The sequence below is a fragment of the Streptomyces sp. SS1-1 genome (assembly GCF_008973465.1).
In the GTDB taxonomy this organism is placed as follows: Bacteria; Actinomycetota; Actinomycetes; order Streptomycetales; family Streptomycetaceae; genus Streptomyces.
The window spans coordinates 52,165-74,557 of sequence record NZ_WBXN01000004.1; the positions used below are offsets into that span (position 1 = coordinate 52,165).

Genomic DNA, 22,393 nt, shown 5'->3' on the forward strand with positions numbered 1-22,393 from the left:
GTTCACTCTTTCGGTGTGATGTCGCGCAAGACGCGCGTGACGTCCTCGACGGCCTGCTTCTCGGCCTCGGCGTCCCCACGGACGCGCGCGTCCCACAGGTCGGCCTTGCGGCGGAGATACGTCAGCCGCAGCCGCGACTGCTCGATGTCGGCGGCGAGCTTGTCCGCCTGGGAGGCGAACAGATCCCGCTGGGCGGCTGCCGCGGAATCTCCCAGCGCGAGCAGGTCCAGGTAGCGGCGCATCCCGCTGACCGTCATGCCCGACGAGCGCAGGCAGGCCAGCGCCACGACGCGTTCCACGGTCGCCGGCCCGTAGCGGCGGTGACCGCTGGACGCGTCCCGGGCGACCTCTCCGAGGAGGCCGATCTGCTCGTAGTAGCGCAGCGTGGGTTCGCTGAAGCCCGAGCGCCTCGCCATCTGCTGGATGGTCAGGTCCCCGGTCTGCTCTCTGGTCGCTCTCGCCATGCCGACAGCCTCCGATACCTCAAGCGCTTGAAGTCAAGCTCACTCCTCGGAAGCCCTGTCGCCACCGGTCACCGAGCCGGCCGGACGTCCCGCGCGAACGGATGCCTCGGCCGCCGGTCGCGGCGCGCGTGCGGCTATGTTCGGAGGAGGGAGCGCAGAGGCGTCGCCGAGCCGCCGCCGGACGCTTCCTTCCACAGAGGTGGTGCGAGAAGGGAATGCTTGCCTCGATGAACCACCAGAAGGTGCGCGACCAGATGAGCGACGCCGTCGTCCGTGTCCAGGCGGGTACGCCGTTCAAGGAGATCGCCCACCTGCTCCAGGAGTACGACATCACCGCGGTTCCCGTCGTGGACGAGGAGAACCGCCCACTGGGGGTGGTGTCGGAGGCCGACCTGCTGCGGAAGATGTGGGGCGAGCCGCAGGAGGGCGAGGACGAGACCGACGCCTCCGCGGGACCGGCCAAGGCCCGCGCCACCGACGCGGCGGGACTGATGACGTCGCCGGCGCTGTGTGCGCGGGAGGACTGGAGCGTGGTCGACGCGGCCCGGACGATGGCGCGGCACCGGGTCAAACGGCTCCTCGTCGTCGACGCCGACGGCCGCCTGATCGGCGTGGTGAGCCGGAGCGACCTGCTGCGGGTGTATCTGCGGTCGGACCAGGCGATCCGCAGGGAGATCGTCGAGGAGGTCCTCGTCAAGGCCCTCGGCGAGTCCCCGTCCGAAGTGCAGGTGGATGTCACGCACGGCCACGTCGTGCTCAGTGGGCGCCTGTCGTCCCGGACGGCCGTCGACGTGCTGGAGGACATGTGCCGGGAGGTCGACGGGGTGGTGGCCGTGGAGTTCAGGCCGCCGCCCCCGGCGGGCCCCGACGACCCGCCGGGGCCCCCGGCCCGCTCCGCCTGAGCGGTGGCGGGGACTCCGTCCCGTTCGCACCGGGTGCCTCCTCGCGGAGGGAGTCAGGCGTCGGCGAGGAGAGGGTCGTACGGACTGTTCGTGCGGCGGCCCGCCATGAAGGCGAGGAAGTCGCCCACGAAGGCGCTGCGCCCGTAGGTGCCGTCGGTGGTGGTGAGGTCGCGGTGGAAGGCGGTGCGGAAGAGGGCCCGGTGCTCCTCCGCGTCGATGGTCCCGCTGCCGTCCTTGTCGGTGGCGTCGAAGAGGACCTCGGCGACCCGGATGAGCGCGGGGCCGGCGAGCGAGGGGACGGCGGCCGCGTACTCCTCGGCGCTGACGCGGCCGTCGCCGTCCGTGTCGAGGGCGGCCTGGAGTTCGCGCCACCACGCGGCGAAGGCGTCGTAGAGCCGGGTCTCCTCGGGTTCGTCCAGGTCGAGGCGGGTGGACAGTTCGCGTGCCATGGCCGCGAGGTCGGGCCAGTCGAGGTGACCGTCGCCGGTCTGGTCCAGAACCTCGCGGAAGAACTCCTCCGCCGAACGCCGGCCCTCGCCCGAGGGAGCCGGTGCCGGGTCGGGGGCCGTGTCCGCGCTCAGCGGGGTGAGGAGGCGGAGCAGTGCCGACGCCTGCTTGATGCGGGCGTGCAGCGCGGTCACGGTCCGGGCGCGGGGATCGTCGCTGTCGGGCGAGAGGGACAGGACCTCGATGATCGTCTCGGCGTCGAACCAGCCGGCGGGCAGGAAGCGGGTGAGCCCGGCCGCGAGGTAGGCGCCCTGCATGAGGGTCGGGGCACCGGGCATCTCCGGCAGCCCGGCCTTGCGCCGGTAGGGCTCGGGGAGCGAGGCGACGGTGATCGCGCCGAGGAGCGGGCCGACGACCGCCCGGCCGGCCGCCCACAGCGTCGGCGCGCCGCCGAGCAGCGCCGGGGCAGGCAGATGGTCGAAGAGCCGGTACAGGATGACGCGGGCGGCCTCGGTGTTCTCCAACTCGTCCTCGACGATCCTGTCGAAGTACCGCCAGAAGTCGTTGAGGTCCTCGGGGAGTTCCCCCGCGTCGCCGTCGAGCGCGGCGAGGAACGCGCGGTACTCGGCGTACAGGCGCTCCATGGTGTCCTGGTCGAGCGGCTGGCCGCTCAGCCGGCACATGGTGACGGCGCTCTCGAAGAGCGTGGCGACGACCCAGGCGCGGGTCGCGCGGTCCATGGCGTCGTAGGCACGGCCGCGGGAGTCGGAACCGCTCATCCGGGCGTGCAGCCTGTTGAGCCGTGCGGCCTCCCGTTCGCGGACCACCGGGTCGGCGTCGAACATGCGGCGCATGCTGAGGAAGGTGTTGCGCAGCCGGCGCCACGGGTGCGCGACGAAGGTGGAGTTGTCGGCGAGGGCGGCGCCGATCTGCGGGTGGGCGGCCTCCAGCACGGTCGCGCGGATCATGGCCGGCGCCCAGCGCGGGTCGTCGAAGAAGGCGCGGAACTGTGATTCCGGGCCGAACAGGGGGGTCTCGTCGGCCGTTGTGGTTCCAGTCGTCATGACGGGTCTCCGTTCGTCTGGGATGGCACGCCGCCGAAGCGGCGGTCACGGCGCCGGTACGTCTGCAGGCAGGCGAGGAAGTCGGGGGCCCGGAAGTCCGGCCAGAGCGCCTCGGGGAAGACCCACTCGGCGTAGGCGACCTGCCAGAGCATGAAGTTGGAGATGCGCTGCTCGCCGGAGGTGCGGATCACGAGGTCCACGTCGGGCGTGTCGGGGAACGGAAGGTGGCCCGCGAAGAGGTGCTCGGTCACCTCGTCGGCCGGTGTCCCCTGGCGGATCAGGGACCGGGCGGCCTCGACGATGTCCCTGCGCCCGCCGTGATCGAAGGCGACGGTCAGCGTCATCCCCTGGTTGTCGGCGGTCAGCGTCGCCAGATCGTCGAAGTCCTGGGCCAGTTCCCGGGGGATGCGCGGGTCCGCGACCCCGAGGAAGCGGCAGCGGATGCCACGGGCGAGCAGCAGCGGCGCGTGCTTGCGCACGACCCGGCGGACCAGGCGCATCAGGTAGTCGACCTCGGTGCCGGGACGGTTCCAGTTCTCGGTGGAGAACGCGTACAGGCTGAGCCATTGGACGCCGGCCGTCCGGGCCGCCTCGATGATGTCGATGACGGTGGTCTCCGCGGCCCGGTGTCCCGCCGTCCGGGGAAGTGAACGCCGCTGCGCCCAGCGGCCGTTGCCGTCCATCACACAGGCCACGTGCCGCGGTACCGGACGGGACGGGTCGTCGTCCCGCCCCTGCTCGCCGCGCTCGGTCACACCCACCCCGTATCACCCCTCGGGCGCCCTCACCGGCGCGTTTCCTTCCAGGAGTCTGACGGCGAGGGGGGATCTTGACGGGCCGAACGGGTGGGGCGTCACCCCTGACTCATGTGCCCGAATCCTCACGGCGTCGGCCACTTCCTGCTGAAACCACGATCGGCGCGCTCGGACCGGTCAGGCCTGGCCGGTCTGCTGGATGCTGTCGCCGCGGTTGTTGATCGCGAGGTAGGTGCCGATGCGCCGGAAGTCGTTGATCACGCCGAACATGCTCTTGTCCGACGGGACGAGTGCCCGGAGCGGGGAGCCGGCCGGCAACCGGTCGAGGAGCGCCTGCTTGTAGGCGTTGAAGACCCTCGCCGTGTAGCCGGGCTCCGTCGCCGCGTTCATCCGGTGGTCGTTGGTCACCGCGATCGAGGCGAGGTCCATCAGATAGCAGTCGATCAGGTCGGTGACGTCGCCGGGTCGCGCGCCGTCCGCCCCGGCGGCCGCGTCCTGCTCCAGGATGACGGCCATCGCCACGACGATGTCGCGGTAGATGCCGTGGCGGGTGCTGCTGGGGAAGGCGGCCATGATGTGGTCGGCCTGCCCGGCGCCCTCGGTGCTCATCGTGCGCGGTGTCCTCAGGTCGGTCAGGCCGGGCACGGCGAGCGGGACGCCCGCGAACATCTCCTCCTCGTCGGGGATGTTCGTGTTCCGGGACGCGAGCGGGTGCAGACCGATCTCATGGGCCAGCATCCCCATGATGTGGCCGATGTCGTACTTCTCGAAGTAGTAGCTCGCCAGGTTGATGTCGACCCCGGCCGCACCCCGGTCGATCACGTCGGCCGGCGTCTCCGTGGTGCGCACATGCAGGGTGATCCGGCAGGGGCGCCCTCCGACGTACTCCCGGATCGTGTCGTGCCGTCGCAGCAGGTCGATGATCCGGACGGCCTTGGCGAGGTACCGGTCCTCGGTGAACTTCAGATTGGTGAAGGTGAAGTTGCCCGACGAGAACGGCACGTGAGCGGGTTGTGCCGGGGCGCTCGAATCCTGCCGCGTCCGCGCCGGGACCCCGTCGGCCGACGCGGAGCCGGCGCCCCGCCCGGGCAGGGAGACCGGGTCCACCCAGACCGACGTGTGCGGGACGGGTACGGCCGCCGCACGGGCCGCGTCCCAGGTCGGCGGGGCGTCCGCCGTCGGGGCGGGCGTGACGTCCCCGATGAGGGCGCCGAGCAGGGCGAGGTGCCGGCCGCGTAGGCCGCCGGCGGCGAGCGAGGCGTCCTCGGGGGGCTCGTTCGGGGCACCCAGCAGGCTCCCCGGCACGTGCGGGCGGTGCGGGGACGCCGCGTCGCGGTACTCGTCACGCAGGCCCAGCTGGTGGGTGAGCTCATGGACGAGCTGGACCGGGTCGGCGTCGGCCCACCAGGTGTTCTGGTCCATCGCCCGGTCGCGGCCCACCAGGTCCACGGTCAACTGCGGGCTCCCGGACGGGTCCACGTGCTCGACGGTGACGTGCAGGCGATCCCCGTTGGGCAGTCGGTGGGCGGGGGCGTTCAGGAACTCGCGCACGCCCGCCGCCAGCCGTTCGCGTACCCGGGCGGCCTGGTCCTGCGGTCCCCGGATCGCCAGGCGCACGGTGAGGTCGGTGACCGGCTCGCCGCCGTACGAGAAGCGGCGGGCGTCGAAACCGGCCCGCACCACGAAGCGGGGACGGCCGTCGCGCGGGCGGGGTGTGACCGCGGAGGTCCGCTGCGGGGGCGCGTCCGTGCCCCGCGGCAGCCGGGGTGACGCCTCGTCCCCGGTCAGGGGCTGCTGGATGCTGTCGCCGCGGTTGTTCGCCGCCAGGCTGGTGGCGAGCTGGGCGAAGTCGCGTACGACACCGAACAGTCCCTTGTCGGCGGGCAGAAGGGGGCGGGCGGGGCTGTCCTCGGGCAGGTGCTGGGCGAGCAGGGCCTTGTAGGCGTTGTAGACCTTGGCGGTGTTGCCGGGCTCCTTGGCGGCGTTCATCCGGTAGTCGCTGGTGATCGCGATGGACGCGACGTCCATGAGGTAGCAGTCGATGAGGTCCGTGACGTCCTTGGCCTTCGCGCCCTCCACTCCGTCCCGCGCGGCCCGGGCCAGCATGTCGGCCATCTGCAGGACGATGTCCCGGTAGATACGGTGCCGGGTGCTGCTGGGGAAGGCCGCCATGATGTGGTCCGCCTGGCCCGCGCTGTCGGTGTTCATGGTGCGCGGGGTCCTCAGGTCGGCCAGGCCGGGCACCGGGAGCGGGATGCCGCGGAACATCGCCTCCTCGTCCGGGATGTCCCGGTTGCGGGAGGCGAGCGGGTGCAGACCGATCTCGTGGGCCAGCATCCCCATGACGTAGCCGATGTCGTACTTCTCGAAGTAGTAGCTGGCGAGGTTGATCTGCACGCCGTCGTCGCCCAGGTCACGTACGTCGGCCGGGGTTTCCGTGGTGCGCAGGTGCAGGGTGATGCGGCAGGGGCGCCCGCCGATGTAGTCCCGGATCGTCGGGTGGTCCCCGAGCAGTTCGATGATGCGCACGGCCTTGTCGCGGTAGCGCTCGTTCGTGTGCTTGAGGTTGGTGAACTCGAAGTTGCCGGACTTGAAGGGCGTCAGGGTGCCGTCCTGCGGCATGCGGGCGGGCACGCCGGTGCCCGTGCCGGCCGGCCGGGTCCCGGGCAGCGAGACCGGGTCCACCCAGACCGACCGGCGGGTGACCGGTGCGGTGCCGGTACGGGCCGCGTCCCAGGTCCGCTCCTCGTCCTGGGGGTGCGGGCTCGGGGTCACGGGGCCGACGAGCGCGCCGAGCAGGGCCAGATGCCGTCCCCGGAGGCCGGCGGGGGTGAGGGACGCGTCGTCGGGCCGTTCGTCCAGCGCGCCGAGGAGGCTGCCGGGGATGTGGGGGCGGTGCGGCGCGTCGGCGTCCCGGTACTCGTCGCGCAGGCCCAGTTGATGGGTGAGCTCGTGGACGAGGTGGACCGGGTCGGCGTCCGCCCACCAGGTGTTCTGGTCCATCACCCGGTCGCGCCCCGCGAGGTCCACCGTCAGGTGCGGGGAGTCCTCCGGCCGGACGAGTTCGACGGTGACGTGCAGCCGGTCGCCGTTGGGGAGCCGGTGCCCGGGGTTGTTCAGGAACTCGTGCACGCCCGCGGTCAGCCGGTCGTGCACCTGGGCCGCCTGGGCGTCGGTGCCGCGCAGCGCGACGCGGACGGTGAGGTCGGTGACCGGTTCGCCGTCGTAGGAGAAGCGGCGTGCGTCGAAGCCGGAGCGCACCACGAAGCGGGGGCGGTTGTCGCGTCGCCGCTGGGACGTGCCGGTCGGCGGCGGGGCCGTTCCGGTGCCTGCCTGAGGAAGGCGCGGGCGGGCCTCGCCGGCGGTGGCGCCGGCGGTCTGGATGCTGTCGCCCTGGTTGTTGAACGCGAGGCTGGTGCCGAGACCGAGGAAGTTCCCGGTGACGTTGTACCAGCTCTTGTTCGCGGGCAGCAGCGGCCGTACGGGGCTGTCGTCGGGCAACTGCGCGGCGAACATCTCCTTGTAGGCGTTGTAGACCTTCGCCGTGTAGCGGGGCTCCCAGGCAGCGTCCTTGCGACGGTCGTTGGTGACCGCGATGGTCGCCAGGTCCATGAGGTACGTGTCGATCAGGTCGGTGACGTCCTTGGCCTTCGCGCCCTCCTCGCCCGCCTGGACGTCCTGGGCGAGCACGGTCGCCATCCTCACGACGATGTCGCGGTAGATCCGGTGGCGGGTGCTGCTGGGGAAGGCGGCCATGATGTGGTCGGCCTGCCCGGCGCCCTCGGTGCTCATCGAGCGCGGTGTCCTCAGGTCGGTCAGGCCGGGCACGGCGAGCGGGACGCCCGCGAACATCTCCTCCTCGTCGGGGATGTTCGTGTTCCGGGACGCGAGCGGGTGCAGACCGATCTCATGGGCCAGCATCCCCATGATGTGGCCGATGTCGTACTTCTCGAAGTAGTAGCTCGCCAGGTTGATGTCGACCCCGGCCTCACCCCGGTCGATCACGTCGGCCGGCGTCTCCGTGGTGCGCACATGCAGGGTGATGCGGCAGGGGCGCCCGCCGACGTACTCCCGGATCGTGTCGTGCCGTCGCAGCAGGTCGATGATGCGGACGGCCTTGTCACGGTAGGTCTCGTCGGTGTGCTTGAGGTTGGTGAACTCGTAGGTGCCCGACCGGAACGGGGTGATGGCCGCGGCCTGCGGCGTGCGCGCCGGGACCTCCGCCGGTCCGGTCCGGGGCAGGGAGACGGGGTCCACCCAGACCGACCGCCGCGTGACGGGCGTGGCGGTCGCTCGTGCCGCGTCCCAGGTCCGGCTCTCCTGCTGCGGCTGGGGCGTCACCTCGCCGATCAGGGCACTGAGCAGCGCCAGGTGCCGGTCGCGGAGGCCGGCGGCGGTGAGCGAGGCGTCCTCGGGCGGTTCGTCCAGGGCACCGAGGAGGCTGCCCGGGACGTGGGGGCGGTGGGGGGAGTCGGCGTCCCGGTACTCGTCGCGCAGGCCGAGCTGATGGGTGAGCTCGTGGACGAGGTGGGCCGGCGACGCGTCCGCCCACCAGGTCGTCTGGTCCATCGCCCGGTCCCGGCCGGCGAGATCCACGGTGAGGTGGGGTGAGTCGTCGGCGCTCACGTGCTCGACGGTCACGTGCAGGCGGTCCCCACCGGGCAGCCGGTGGGCCGGGTCGTTGAGCAACTGCCGTACGCCGTCGTCCAGTCGGCGGCGTACCTGCTCGGCCTGGTCCTCGGGGCCCCGGATGGCCAGGCGCACCGTGAGGTCGGTGACCGGCTCGCCCCCATACGTGAAGCGGCGGGCGTCGAAGCCGGAGCGCACCACGAAGCGCGGACGGCTGTCGCGCGGGCGGGGTGTGACCGTGGAGGGCTGTTGCGGGGGCGCGTCGGTGCCCTGCGGCAGTCGCGGGGACGTGCCCCGCGCCGGCGAGCCGGGCAGGTCGTCGGTGTCCATGGCCTCGTCGCCGGACTCGTACTCGGACGAGGACCCGGCGGGGTACTGCTCGTGCGTCCCCTCGGTCCGCTCGCCCTGGAGAACGCCGCCCTGGTCCAGGTAGGCGCCGATGTCTTCCGCGTTGTCCCTGATGTGCCGCACCAACGGCGGCCGTTCCCGCATCCACTGGGGCATGCGCCAGCCGGGGAAGAACATGCCGTGGGTCCCGGACGCCTGGACGCGGTGGCCGAGCGGGCGCCCGATGTGCTCGTTGACCGCCTGGTAGGCCAGGTCGCAGGAGGCGCAGGCCATCTTGAACCCGCCCATGGGAAGCGTCCGCGGCGCGTCCGGGTCGCCGGGGTTGTTCTCCCAGTGGGCGACCCAGTGCCCGAGGAGGGTGAGTTCACCGTGCTCGGAGCCGTGTTCCCCGGGTGCCGGGGTGCCGTCGCGGCCCGCCACGTTGAGGATGCGGGGGTTCGCCAGCGCCCGCTTGACGAGGTCGAGTTCGGGTGATGCGGGATGGTAGAGCCGGTACCAGCCGGTGGCGAGCGCCCGCAGCTTCGTACGGTCCCGGACGTCCCGCGCGACAGCGGGTCGTCTGCGGGCCAGCCACCGCTCGTCGCGCCTCCACTGCTGCCGCTCCCCCGCCAGTCGCCGCTGCTCCTGCTCGGCGGCCGTCTCGTCCGCCAGGAGCGTCTGCCACTGCTGCTCCAGGGTGTCGTCCCACTCCCCCGTGTCGTACTGCTCCTCCAGCCGCGTCCGCAGGCGCGCCTGCCCGGCGGTCCGGTCGGCGAGGTCGCGCTCGTCCTGGTCGAGCCGGGCCGCCCACCGCCGGTGGGACTCCTCGTCCCTGGACCACTGCTCCAGCTCCCGCACCCGCTGGGTGCCGCCCGGCTCCTGACCGGTGACGAACCAGCGCAGTTCCCGCTCGACCAGGGCGGCCTCGTCGGCGGTGAGCGCCTTCGCGCCCGTGTTGCCGGCGATGCCGAGCGAACCGTCCGGCAGGACGGTGACGGCGATGTGCGGGGTGACCTGGGCGTCGGCCTGCCGGTCCGGCTTGCGGAGCACCTCCTTCACCAGACGGGCGACCCGGTCCAGCATCCGCAGCGTGACCTCGCGGTCCCGCTCGGACGTTCCGGGCGGCCTCGTCTGCGTGAAGGGAACCCCGGTCCCGAGGCCGAGTGCCTCCCGCAGCACCTCGTACTCCTCGGAGGACAGCCGGCCGGCCTGCTCCACCTGGTCCAGGGCCTCGGGCACCCCGATCCCGGTGTGCTCGGTGAACGCGCTGTCAAACGCCACGTCGGGGAGGCCGCCGAGTCGTGCGTTGCGCCGCCGGACCACGTCCAGCAGGGCGTCGGCCCTCAGCTCGGGCTCCTCCAGCAGAGTGGCGAACTCGACCGCGAACGGGTGCTCCGGGCCCGCCTCGACGGCCTCCCGCTCGCTCTCGGAGCCGGAGTCGAGGTCCATCTCGACGTCCGAGTCCGCTCCCGACAGCGTGTGCAGGTCGTACGCCTCCTCCTCGCCGGGCAGTCCCGGGAGGTCCCCGTCGGTCGGCGACGGGGACGGCGGGGCGGTGGCCGGGTCCTGGCTCGGTGCGGGGGCCGGGGTCCGCGGGAGCAGCGGGACGAAGTCGCCGCCGCGGCGCCGGAGCCGAAGGTGCGGGCCCGCCTCGCCGGACGGGCCGGGGTAGGTGTGGGCGGTGCCGTTCTCCTCCACGAGCGTGACGGTGGTGCCCGTCGCCGCGGCGGCCCATTCGGCGACCGCGCGGTCGGCACCGGGCCCCCAGGGAGCCTCGGCGAGATGGCGGCGCAGGTGGCCGTCGCGGGCGTCCTGGCTCGGCGCGGGCGCGCCGGGGCGGACGACGAGGGGCGGTGGTGCGAAGAGCGTGTCGCGCTCGGCTCGGGAGCCGGGCAGGCCGTTCAGGCGCATCAGCTGCGCGGGCGGCACGTCGGCGCGCCGGCGTAGGCGGCCCGCCTCGTGGCGGTCCGGTCCGGGCTGCCCGGCGGCGTGGTGCAGGGCGGTGGAGAGCGCGGCGAAGAACCCGTTGCCGCGGCCGGCGGGCGCGCCCTGGGTGTAGGTGGCGCCGTCCGGTGCGGTGAGGACGCCGTCGCGGGCGAGACGGTAGCGCGGGCCGTTGGTGTCGGCGGGTGGGTGCCAGGGCGGGGTGGCGTGGCTGCGGTGCGCGGGGGCGGGGTCCGCGATCTCGTCGTCCGGGGCGGTGCCCGAGGGGGCCGCCGTCGCCGGCAGCGCGGTGGCGACCGGGGCCGGGGAGCCGGGCGGGAGGGCGGCGTGGAAGTAGCCGTCGGCGGCGAGGAGGACGGCTTCGGTGGCCGGGTCGACGGCGGCCGGGTCGGTGCCGTGCGGGAGGAAGCGCTGTTCGCGGCCCTCACCGGTCACGACGGTCAGCGGGGTGCCGAGGAGCCGCGCGGCGAGGGCGGGCAGCAGGTCGGCGCCGCCGTGGTCGCCGGCGCGGCGTTCCGGCCGGGCGAGGTGTGCGGTGTCCGCCCCCGCGGTGTCCGCCCCGGCGGTGCCGGTCTGCGGCGGCTCGACGGCGAAGGGCCGGAGCAGGGCGGCGGTGGCGAGGGCCACCCGTTGCCCCGGGGACGGCCAGAACGTCAGCGGAAGCCGGCCGAACGCGTCGAACTCGGCCTGCTGGGCGGGGGTCAACCGCACACCCGCGAAGTCGAGCTCCTCCTGCGTGAAGGTGTCCGCGACGTCGAGCGCGAGGGTGTCGAGCAGGTCCGCGTTGCGGCTCTCGCCGAGTTCCCAGGCGAGTCGGTTGCGGGCTGCCCGGACGGCCCGTTCGGTGATCGCCGGATCGCCGGGAGCGGCGGTGAACCGGGCCGCGAGGCCGGTGCCCAGGAGGTGGGGCAGCCGTCCGCGGTCCTGGGCGACGGCGATCAGCGCGTGGAAGAACGAGGCGCCGTCGTGCGGCATCTCGTGCACCTCGCGCGCCAGCGTGCCGTCCGGCGAGGTGAGGGTGCGCGGGGCGGAGTCGGTGGCGTCGGTGATCCGGTACGGCGCGGGCGCCTCGGAGCGCCACGCCGGCACGGTGTACTCCTGTGCCCGGTCCGGCACCGGGACGGAGGCGCGGCCCTGGTGGTGGGCGGTGAGGCGGGAGGCCGCGAGGTGCAGGCGGTGGTGGTCCGCGGCGGCGGCGTCGGTGTGCGCCTGCCGGCGGCGGACCTCCTCGCGGGCGGCCTGCCAGGCGGCGACGGCCGGTGACTGGGCCATGGCCTCGGGCAGGACGGTCGGCCGGCCGGGGTCGTCGTCGCCGAGCGCCGCCTGCTCCTGCGCGCTCAGGGCGAGCCAGGTCTCCCGGGCCCGGGCCCGGGCGTCGTAGTAGCCCTTCTCCGCCGCGGCGAGGTCGCCGGCCGCCTTGGCCATCGCGTCCCAGGCCGCGCCGACCTCGTCGGGGAACGTGGTGTCGTCCAGGAGGCCGTAGTCGCGGGCGAGGTCCTCGCGCAGCCAGACCAGGGCGGTGGTCTCGGCCTCGGCGGCGCGTGGGCCGCGCTTGGCCTTGCCGAGGGCGTGCAGGGGGCGGCTGTCGGTGAAGTGGTGGTCCACCTCGGACACGGTCAGCCAGCTCACGGGGATCGCGAAGAGCATGCTGCGGTCGGTGACGACCTTCAGATGGGTGCCGAGGGTGGTGTCGACGGTTCCCTTGAGGGCGGTGCCGTCGTTCGCGCCGCCGACCGGGACCGAGGCGCCCGGGTTGGTGACGCCCGCGTTGCTGTTGCCCGCGAGCGGCGAGGTGCCGACCATGCCCTCGACGTTGTCGGTGATGCCGGCCTCCAGCGCGTCGGAGGTCTTCGTTCGCCGCATGGCCTCCATGCGCGGCTTGTTCTCGACGGCGAGGAGCCGGGCGCCGCCGCGGTGCATCCTCGCGTAGAGCCGGGAGTCGGCGGTGTGGGACTGGCCGAAGAGACGGGCGGACGCCTGGGCGGGGAGCTGTGAGCCGTACGCGCCGAGGGCCTCCCGAAAGCCGGCGGTCAGGCCGACCTGGGTGGTGGCCTCCTGCTGGGCCTGCGCGGGGGCGGTGCCGGGACCGGTGAGCGGGGTGAGGCGCGCCATGCGCACGCGTTCGGTGAGGACGTGGCCGGTGTGGCGGCGGCCGAGGTCGCCGTCTCCGAGGCCGTCGGCGCGGGCGGTGGCGAGGGTCAGGGCGTCCCGCACGTTGGCCGCGCCCCGGATGTCCACGGCGAGGATGCCGGAGCCGATGCGGTCGTCGAAGGGCAGTACGTCCGGGTCGGCCCGGCCGGTGCCGTCGTCGCCGGTGCGCCAGGCGGCGATGCCCTGCGGGCGGGCCTGTTCGGCGGTCAGCATCTTCACGGCGCGGTCGGGTTCGGGCACGTCCTCCTCGGTGAGCACGCCGTCGGTGCCGTCGTCGGTGGGGGTGAGCAGGCCGGCCGGGACGATCTCGTGGAGGGTGCCGACCGACGCCACGGCGCGCGGGGACAGGAGATCACCGGCCGCGTCGGTCATGGTGACGGTCAGGACGTAGCTGGTGACGATCTCGGCGTGGGCCTGGGTGGTGGCGATGTTCGGCATCGAGGTGGTGCCGGTGGTCTCCGTCCGGGTGGCGGCACGCCGTTTGGCGGCGGTGCCCTGGAGGGAGGGGTTGGCGAGGAGGATTCCGCTCTCGGCCGCGCGCTGGCCCCCGGAGAGGGTGACGTCGGCACCTCTGTCCTGGGAGGTGCTGCCGGAGTCGTCGCGCGAGGTGGTGCGGTAGTCCTCCAACTCGAAGCCGGTACGCAGCCGTTCCACGGTGGTGGTGACCGGGGTCAGTCTGAACCGGACCTGTGCGGGGCTGCCGCCGACCGGCAGACGGCTGGGGTCGCGCCAGGTGCGGTGGCGCACCGGCAGGGTCATTCCGTCGGTGGTCAGCTCGTGCAGATGGGCGCGCAGGAAGTCCGGGGAGAGCCGCTGGAGGACCTGTTCCCGGTCGTGCGAGGGAACGCCGATCCTCGTCATGCGCTCCATGAGCTGCCGGGCGGCGTGACCGGCGTCGAGCCGGCCGCTGGGGTGGCCGGGGAAGCGGCGGCCGCGCAGGAAGGGAGGCACGCGGTAGCCGCGGCCGAGGTTGCGCGGGGTGCTGGTGCCCAGGCCGTCCGGGGCGAGCCCGGCCTCGATGACGTCCTGCATGGGCAGGTGGAACATCACCGCGTCGCGCACCCGGTGCAGTGCGGCGGCGGCGTGGCGCGGGGCGAGTGCGCGCCCGAGGCGCCCGGACAGCCGTCCGGCGGCGGTGCTGATCGCGGTCCCGGCGCGGGTGCCCACGGTGCCCATCGCCGCCGTCCAGCGGTCCCGTACGGCGACAGTCTCGGCGGCGTCGGCGACGACCAGGTACATCCGGCCCGCGTAGGTGAGGGTCGTGTTCCGCCCCCGGGTCAGGGTCTGTACGACGCTGCGGCCCTTGCCCCAGGCGTACTGGAGCGCGGTCGAGTAGGAGCCCACGACGGCCGGTCCGCCGGGCGTCTGCTGAAGCGGCATGTCGGCGCCCTGGACGCCGACGGTGGTGCGCGACACGGTGCTCGCGCTGCCGGCCACGCGGTGCTCGTTGCCGATGGTCGCTTCGAGGCTGGCCGCCTTCGGATCGCTCCTGACCTGCAGGTTCTCCAGTTCGCCGCGGACGGCCGCCTTCAGATAGTGCGTCTGGAGCGGTCCGGCACCATTGAGCCCGGTGACGCGGGAGCCGAACGGGCCCAGGTACTGGCCGAGTTGACCGGCGATGTGAAGGTCGGCCATGGCCCGCCGCAGTGCGCCGCGCACCGGCGCGCCGGGTGCGCTGACATGCCAGGAGGTGCCGGAGGCCCGGTCCGCGGTGTCCTGCATCACCTGCTGCCGCCGGGCGCCGCCCTCGGTACTGAGCACCACGTGCGGGGCGCGCAGCAGCCTGCCGACGAGCCGTTGCCCCGCCGGGTCCGTCCTCGGCGACGGACGGGTGCCGTCGAGGAGTTGGCCGGCCTCGACGGCGGAGAGCCGTACGGGTGCGGCCGTCGGCGCCGGTCCGGCGGTCGGCCGGTCGGCGGGCGCGTACCGGTCGGAGCCGTGCGCGGCGGGCACGGCGAGTTCGACGCGCCCGACGGTCTCGCTGCCCCGGTGGAACAGCGGGCGCTCCTCGACCTTGCTGACGAAGACGCCTGCGCCGAGGAGGCCGAGCGAGACGAGCCGGGCCCAGCCGCGCGGGCGCCGGTGGCCTTCGAAGGACGCACCCAGTTCCACCTGGTAGCTGTAGAGGTCGGCGCCGTTCTGGAACGTCAGGTGGTCGTGGGTGACGGCGGCCGTGCTGCGGGTGCCCTTCTGTTCGGTCCTGGCGTAACGGGCTCCCACGGACACGTTGCCGGTTCGGCGTGGCAGCCCCGCCTCGGGCACCTTGTCGTGGTCGCGCGGGGACACGCCCACCTCGATGCCGGCGGACAGGGTGGTGGAGGCCTGCTGGCTCTGCCCGGACACCTCGGTGCCGATCACCGCGTTGCGCAGCGAGCGCTCGCTCATGGTGGTCTCGAAGCGGCGGTCGGTGAGTCTCGCGCGCAGGATCAGCGTGTGGTGGCCGCGGCGGACCTTGCCGTCCTCGGTGAGGGTGACCGGCACGCCGGTGGTGGTCAGGTCGTCCAGACTCTGCGCCAGGGTGGGCCGGTTGAGCGCCTCGCGGACCTGCCGGTCGTTGTGCAGCGCGGTCCGCATCCTGCCGTCGCCGTACCAGAAGCGGGCCAGCCGCGGGTGCCGCAGCATCGACGGCGGGACGAAGAGGGACGGGTAGGAGCGGTGCAGCGTGTCGAGGACGGTGTCCGCGAAGACGCGCAGCGGGTCCGGTGCGACGGCGGGCCCGGCGTCGTTCCGGGGCTGGTTCGGCGGCTGAGTCGGTCCGCCCGGCACGGCGCTGCCCGCCCGGTCGGGGCGGAAGCCCTCGGCGCGGACCTGCCCGCCGAGGTGCACCGGGTCCTCCCGGGTGAGGTACCAGGGCACCGGAGGCTCGGCGTCGGGGTGAGGGCCGGTCCGTCCGGGCGTGCGGCTGTCCCAGCCGGCGAGGCGGCGCGCGTCCTGGGTGGAGATCCAGTCCAGGCTGACCACGCGCACGGGACGCGCCGCGGACGCCGGCTGCCCGGCCTTGCGCACCATGAGGGTGCGCTCCACCCGGTAGAGCGCGACCGGGTGGTTGCGCAGCCGTCCGGTGGTCTTGCGGGCCGCGTCCGTGCCGAGATGATGGCCGCGCCCGGAGCTGAGGTCCGCGCGGACCAGCGGCCCGCCCTGGAGGCGTACGTCGGTCTCCGGGCCGACGAGGGTGTGGTTGGGGCCCGCGGTGATCTGGATGCCGAAGCGGGTGTCGCGGACGTGGCCGCGCTCGTTCTGGTACGTGGTCTGCGTGAGGTCGCGCAGCTCCGCCTTGACCGACTCGGCGACCAGGGTGGCGCGGTGCGGGATCGACCGCTCGACGACGAGGTGCCCCAGCGGACGCAGCGCGCTCCCCCGGGTCAGCTCGGGTCCGCTGACCGGCCCGGCGAACCGGCCGAACAGGGCGAGCAGCCGTCCCGGACGGACGTACGAGACGAGGGTGCGGTGCGCCGAGCTGCCGGGCCGGGCACCGGACAGGGCGAGCGCGACGTCCTCGGGCGGGTCCACCAGGTGCAGTCCGGTGGTGTCCGTCATCCGCGGCTCGGTGCCGTCCGGGAAGGTGAGCGTCCGCGGGGCCCGGCGGGGTCCGCCGAACGGCACGGTGAGGTCGTCGGGCAGACGCCAGCTCAGGCCGTCCCGCACGGCGAAGTGCGCGGTGTGCACCTGGCCGCGCCGCCAGTTCGGTCCCGTCGCGGGCGTGGTGGCCCGGTCCGGAGCCTCGGGTGCCTCGGTGACGCGCTCCACCCGTACCCGGTAGTGGACGTCGTCCAGGTGCAGGTGCGAGCCCTCGTGGGCGCGGTGCTCCGTCTGGTCGTACGCCTGGGTGCCCAGGGCGTAGTCGGTACGGCGGGTCCAGCCCAGCGAGACGCCGATCTTCACCAGCCAGTTGAGCGGCGGGCCCATGCTCAGCGCGGCCGCGATCCGGCGCCCGTGGCCGACACCGCGTCCGCCGCCCGTGCCCGCCTGGCCGCGCCGCATGGTGTCCACGCGGGTGGTGCCGCCGTGCACGTCGGAGAAGCGTTCCCAGCGGTGGTACGGGATGGCCTCGACGGTCATCTCGAGGCCGACGCCGGACTTCTCCCGGCCCACGAGGCGTGCGCCGCGCGGGGCGGTGAAGGCGCCGGGCTGGTCGGTCAGCAGGCGCAGCAGTTCGGCCTCGTCGAACCGGTCGCGCAGGTTCTTCGGCAGCTGCCCGAGGATCTCCTCGGCGACCTGCTCGGGCGAGCGCAGGGTGAGCACGCCGGGACCCGCGAAGAGGCCGGCCGGCCGGCCCCGGCGGGTGGCGTCCGCGCGGGGCGCCGGGCCGCCGCCGTCCGGGTCGGCGCCCGGGTCGATGAGGACGGTCGGTATCCGGCTGCCGTCCTCGAAGGTGACGGTGCGGGGTGGCGGGCCCGGTGGGCGGGCGTCCGGTCCGGTGAGCAGGCGGGCCGGGCGGTACCGTTCGAGCTGTGTCTCCAGCGGTACCGGGTCTCCCCGGTCGGGCGCCTCGGTGGCGGGGCTGTCGAGGTCGGTGACCCCGCCCATGCCGCGCAGCCACTCGGCGAAGGGGTCGTCGCCCTCCGGCTCACCGGAGGCCGGAGCCCCGGGCGTCGTGACGGTCTCGGGCACGGGAGCGAGCGGAGCGGTGGCCGGGATCAGGGCGTCGTAGTGGTCGGTGCCGTTGTAGGCCAGGTGCAGGGTGCCGCCGCGGCCGCCCGGGTGGAGGGACGTGACGAGGGTGGTGGCCGGCGCGTGCGGGTCGGCCTGGACCAGGCGCAGGTCGAGGTCGAGGGTGTGGGCCAGCGCCTGCGGGAGCACGTCGGCGAACGGAGAGGCCCACAGCCCGGCGTGTTCGGCCGCCGCGGCGACGAGTCCGTCGGTCCCGAGCCGTCGTGCCTCGTCCGGGGTGGGCGCGATCTCGGCGAGTTGCGGGTAGCCGCTGTTCCTGAGGAGGCGCCGCCACCGCCGGGCGTCGCCGCCCTCGACGACGGCCTGAGCGATGCCGTTCCAGCGCTCGGTGATCCTGCGCTGCGCGTCGGGGTCGCGCACCCCGGCGAGCGCGGTCATGCGCAGGTCGTCCACCACGGCGAGCACCGGGTCCGGGGTGGCCTCGGCCGCCGCGGCGGCCAGTTCGGAGCCGGCGATCCGGTCGCGCAGCAGGCCGCGCAGCCCGGCGACGTTGCGCGCGGCCCACTCGGGTGGGACCTCCTGGCCGCGCGCGCTGTCGAGCAGGGCCCGAAACAGGCAGTTCCCACCGCCCGGTGTGTCCAGCCGCCGGAAGGTCCGGCCGTCCGCCCGTACGCCGTCCCCGCTCGTGGCGTCCTTGCTGAGCAGGGTCAGGTCTTCGGCGAGGCTCGCCGGGCGGCTCGGCGCCGGAGCGAGGTCGGGTCTGCGCCGGGCGAGTTCGGCGGTGTCCTCGGCGCTCAGGGCCAGTTCGGACAGCGGCAGCGGAGTGCTGGAGAGCGACCAGGTGATCCGCGCGGACGGCGCGTACGTCAGCCCGCGCACGTCGTCCGGGGAGACCAGGGTGTCCGGCGGGAGCGCGGGAGGTGGCGGGGGCAGCAGGGCGTCGAGCGTCGTGTCCGGTCCGGCGGTGTCGCGCAGTTCGGCCGCGGCGCGCAGGAAGTCGGTGTACTGGCCCGCCGTCGGCCCGGTCACCGGGTCGACGGCGACGCCGGGTCGGTCGCCGACCATCCGGCGCAGCAGGTCCGGTGTCATCCGGCCGTCGCCGTAGCGGGCCGCGGTGTCGGGATTCAGCCAGCGCAGACCGTCCACGTACGCCAGCGCGGCGAGCAACTGCCTGTTCTCCGGCCGCTGTTCGGCGTCCGGACCGAGGGCGTCGCGCAGGGTGCGAATCTGCTGGAGGGTACGGGCCCGGGCGAAGGCGTCGGCGGGACCGGGGCCCGCGTGCAGACCGGCATCGCGGGCGAGAGCGTCGAGGTCGGTGCCACCGGGCTCCGGGGTGAACAGCCGCCAGCGGCCCGGACCTTCCGTGTCCTCGGTGAGCACGGCACGGACGTCGCCGTTCCCGTCCCGGGCCGTGCCGACCTCCGTGGTCGGCGCGTACACGGGCCGTCCGGTGCGGTTCGCCACGTGCTGCGCCACCGGCAGCCCCGCCACCTGCGGCTGCCGCCCGGTCTCGCAGGAGAACAGCACGAGGGGCCGCGACCGGTCGCCGTCCCGCGACCAGGACTTGAGCACCTCACCGAGCTGTACACCGCTGACCTTGACGGCGGGGTGTGCGGCGTCGTCGGTGCCGAGGGTGACGGTGCGCGGGGTGCCGTGCCCCACGAAGTAGTCGGCGCCCTCGTCGGTACCCGCGCCGGGCAGCGCGGTCGGTGGGCCGGTGAACACCGTGCGGGCCGGACCGGTGGGAGTCGGACCGGATGTGGTGCGCACCCCGCGGTAGGTGTCCTGGTCGAGCAGCGCCCGACGGCCCGTGCCGCGCGGCGTTCCGTCGTCGGCGGGGTCCTGCGAGATGGTCAGTGTCCGTACGGCCTGCCCCGGCCGCGGTTGCACGGCCGACTCGGGCACCCAGCGGCGCAGCTGGGTGATCGGGACCGTGTGACCGTCCAGGGTGGTGACCACGGCCTCCCGATCCTGGGTGCCGCCGTCGCCGGTGGTTCCCTCGTGCCCGGGGCGCTCCGTGGGCCGCACGATGACGCGTCCTCGCGGTGGCCGGGCCACGGGTGTGTGCGGTGACGCCGGCGGGGGCGGGGTGCCGCCGGCCCCGGGTCCGCGTCCCCGGCCGGTGCCGGGTGCGTTGCCGCTGGTTCCTTCGGTCTGCCCGGACTCCAGGTGCAGGTCGGTGGCCGTCTCCGTCCAAGGGCGGGAGAGCGTGGCGGACTTCGCCGGTGCGGGGGCGGTGGAGGCGGCGGGTTCGGGGGCGGTTCGCTTGCCGCGCGGAGGGGTCGCGGACTCCGTGGGCACCTTCTCGGGCGACGGGGCGGTGGTGGTGCGCACCGGGCCGCCGTCGTCGGTCGTGGCGGCCGTGGCGGTGCTCTCGGTGACGGGGCGGGGTGCGGGGCCGAGCGCGTCGGCGAGCGGCAGGAGGATGTCCGCGCCGGGGAAGGCGGTCTCGGTGGTGCCCGTGCCCGATGTGGTGCCGTCAGGCGTCGGAAGGGAGTTCGTGAGCGGACGCACGCGGACCGGCGCGCCCGGGCCTTCCCGGGTCAGCTCGACGGCGCCGCGGGTCGGCCGCCCCGCCCCGTCGGGCGTGACCGCCGGCCCCAGCACGACGGCACGGTCGGCTCCGGCACGGTCCAGCAGGCCGGACGCCTCCGGCGAACCCTCCCCGGGCGGCTGCGTCTGCGTGACGACGATCGTCAGCGGTGGGCTCTGGGACGTGTCGCCGGTGTCGGCGTAGGACCCCGTGGTGCTCACCTTCGGTGCGCCGCCGAGGTCGGCGTCCGGGGCCGGGGCGTGGTCGGAGGATGAGGCAGACCCGGCCGGGGAGGCGGTCTCCTGGGAGGACGTGCTCTCCGAGGACCCGGTGCTGTCAGGGAAGGGCGTGGTCTCCTCCGAGGCGGAGGCTTCCGACGTCACGGAGGGCTGCGCGGAGCCGTCCTGAACGACGTGCGGGCCGTCCTGAACGAGGTGCGGGCCGTCCTGAACGAGGTGCGGGCCGTCCTGCACCGCCCTGTCGTCCTGCGCGGCGCGTTCATCGTCGGACACCGTGAGGGTGTCCGAGGTGCGCGCGCCCTGCGACTGCGAGCCGGAGGGAGTCCGGGCGCCGGAAGAAGACTGGGCGCCGGGGGCGGTCTGGGAGCCTCCTGGCGCGGGCGCGCCACCGGGCCGTGCGCCGCCGGTGCCGGAAGCGGGCGCCTGCTGGGAGCCGTTGGCGGCGACGGGGTTGCCGCCGACCTGGCCGGGGGCCGCCTGCCCGGCCGTTCCGTCGGCGTCGTTCTGGACGATGCCGTGGGAACCGCCGTGGGGGCCGGTGTCCGGCGACCCCGTCCCGCCGCCCGCGTCCTCCACCGTCGTCGCCGTGCCGAAGCCGTCCAGGGCGCGCCGCACCTCGTCGGCGGCGATCTGGACCGCGGGTCCTTCCCCGAGGGGCACCACCCGGACCTCGGGCACCTGCGAGAGGCCGCCGTGGAGGGTGTCGCGGACGCCGATCTCCGCGCTGCCGGGCGGCTGGGCGCCGCGCAGGGCGGCGATGTCGTGCAGGGCCTGCTCGCGGACGTCGGCGGGGCCGTTGTGGACCTGCTGCCACAGGGCGTTCTCGGCGGCCGTCGCGGGCAGCGGGCCCGGGGAGTACGCCGGAGGGTCCTGGGAGGTGTAGGGCGGGGGGTCCGCACTCGTGTACGGCGGCGGGCTGTCCCCGGTACGGACCGGCGGGGGCGTGAGCGGGGAGCCGGGGTCGCCCGTGAGGTCCGTGTCCGGGGCACCGCCGGTGCGGCCCGGCCCGTCGCCGTCCCGGGTGCCCGAGGAGGCGGTGGTGTCGCCGGTGCCGGTGTCCCGGGTGTCGCCGCCGGTGGAGACGGTGGGCGGCTGGTGGCGCAACTTGTCGATGACGTGGCGCAGTTCGGCACCGCTGTTCACGGCGGTGCCGGTGAGCGTGGCCTCGACCCGGCTGCTGAGGCCCGCGCCGACGAAGGTCGACCAGCTGGTGGACCAGTCGCCGTCGAAGGCGCCCTTGATCAGGATCTCCGCGAGCGCCTCACCGGCGCCGGCCGCCAGGAAGTCGGACGTGCCCTTGATGCCGTAGTGCCCGGCCAGTGCGCCGGGACGGTCGGCGTTGTCGCGCAGGATCCGGCTGTTGCGCCACAGGTTCGGGTTGTTCCTAAAGGAGAGCGGGTTGTCGTCGCGGAAGGTCCGCGGCGGGGTGTGCGGGGCGCCGCCCGGGCCGTTCGCGTTCGGGCCGGGGTCCGGCCGGTCCTTCGGGGCGGGGCCGGGGCCTGGGTCCGGCTTGGGGCCAGGGCCGGACTTCCCGAACTCGGGGTCCGGGATGTTCTTGAGGTTGGGGTTGGGCTTGAAGTCGAGATCCGGCCCCTGCTTGAGGAAGTTGGTGTCGAAGCTCCTGACGATCTTCTTCGCGATGTCGTCGAAGATACTGGTGAGGAAGCCGGCGGCGGCGCCGAACGCGGCGGCCTTCAGGATGTCGCCCCAGTCGAAGCCGTCGGGGCGGCGGCCGTTCGGGGCGAAGTTCATCATCGCCAGTCGCACCGCGAAGGTGGTGAACGCCTCGGCGAACGCCTCCGTCAGCGAGGGCGCCAGATGCAGGCGCTGGAGCAGGTGGCTGAGCGTGGTGAGGATGAGGAAGCGGCTGCGCAGCTTGGCCATCATGATCTGGCTGGCCGAGGCGCCGCCGGTGAAGAAGGACATCGCCAGGTAGATGGCGATCTCGATGAGCAGCCGGATGACCTCGGCGATGACCTGCCACTTGGACTCCATGATGTCCATGGAGGTCTTGCGCCGGCCCTCGGCGATCTTGTCGAGCTGTTCGGCGAACTCGCGCAGGTAGTTCTTGCCGCCGTCGTCGATGAGCATGCCCATCGCCTTGGCGTACGACTTCGACAGGTCGTCCGGCATCACTTCGGCGATGTCGTGGATGGACTTGTCGATCAGCGAGGACAGCCGGTCGACCTTGCGGCCCAGACCCGAGTAGGGCCGCCGGCTCTCGTAGGCGAGGTCCTCGTCGGCGTCGATGAGCTTCTCCCCGGTGAGGATGAAGATCATCGCGTTGACCTCGGGCGATGCCTTGATGCTCATCGGCTGCCGTCCCC

5 protein-coding genes are annotated in these 22,393 nt (G+C 74.0%); 1 reads left to right on the forward strand and 4 read right to left on the reverse strand.

The window, feature by feature from the left end:
- Positions 1-2: 2 nt before the first annotated feature.
- Positions 3-464, reverse strand: a complete 462-nt coding sequence (locus F8R89_RS01580) for a MerR family transcriptional regulator (protein WP_151782235.1) — start codon at positions 462-464, stop codon at positions 3-5.
- Positions 465-691: 227 nt separating this feature from the next.
- Between F8R89_RS01580 and F8R89_RS01585 the strand changes: the two genes are divergently transcribed.
- The gene (locus F8R89_RS01585) at positions 692-1,366 is read left to right on the forward strand and encodes a CBS domain-containing protein (protein ID WP_151782236.1); all 675 of its coding nucleotides are present in this window, start codon (positions 692-694) and stop codon (positions 1,364-1,366) included.
- Between the two features lie 53 nt (positions 1,367-1,419).
- On the opposite strand, the gene F8R89_RS01590 is transcribed toward F8R89_RS01585, so the two are convergent.
- From F8R89_RS01590 to F8R89_RS01600, 3 genes are all read right to left on the reverse strand, one after another.
- Positions 1,420-2,877, reverse strand: a complete 1,458-nt coding sequence (locus tag F8R89_RS01590) for an oxygenase MpaB family protein (RefSeq protein WP_151782237.1) — start codon at positions 2,875-2,877, stop codon at positions 1,420-1,422.
- The gene (gene uppS, locus F8R89_RS01595; RefSeq protein WP_151782238.1) at positions 2,874-3,632 is read right to left on the reverse strand and encodes a polyprenyl diphosphate synthase; all 759 of its coding nucleotides are present in this window, start codon (positions 3,630-3,632) and stop codon (positions 2,874-2,876) included. Before uppS ends, F8R89_RS01590 begins: the two co-directional genes overlap by 4 nt.
- 177 nt (positions 3,633-3,809) lie before the next feature.
- A complete protein-coding gene (locus F8R89_RS01600; protein ID WP_151782239.1) occupies positions 3,810-22,379 on the reverse strand; it encodes a hypothetical protein in 18,570 nt (6,189 codons plus the stop codon).
- Positions 22,380-22,393 lie beyond the last annotated feature (14 nt).

Bases quoted from the DNA above. Each gene is read 5' to 3' on its own strand.
- F8R89_RS01580 (WP_151782235.1), bottom strand. From the start codon at position 464: ATGGCGAGAGCGACCAGAGAGCAGACCGGGGACCTGACCATCCAGCAG.
- F8R89_RS01585 (WP_151782236.1), top strand. From the start codon at position 692: ATGAACCACCAGAAGGTGCGCGACCAGATGAGCGACGCCGTCGTCCGT.
- F8R89_RS01590 (WP_151782237.1), bottom strand. From the start codon at position 2,877: ATGACGACTGGAACCACAACGGCCGACGAGACCCCCCTGTTCGGCCCG.
- F8R89_RS01600 (WP_151782239.1), bottom strand. From the start codon at position 22,379: ATGAGCATCAAGGCATCGCCCGAGGTCAACGCGATGATCTTCATCCTC.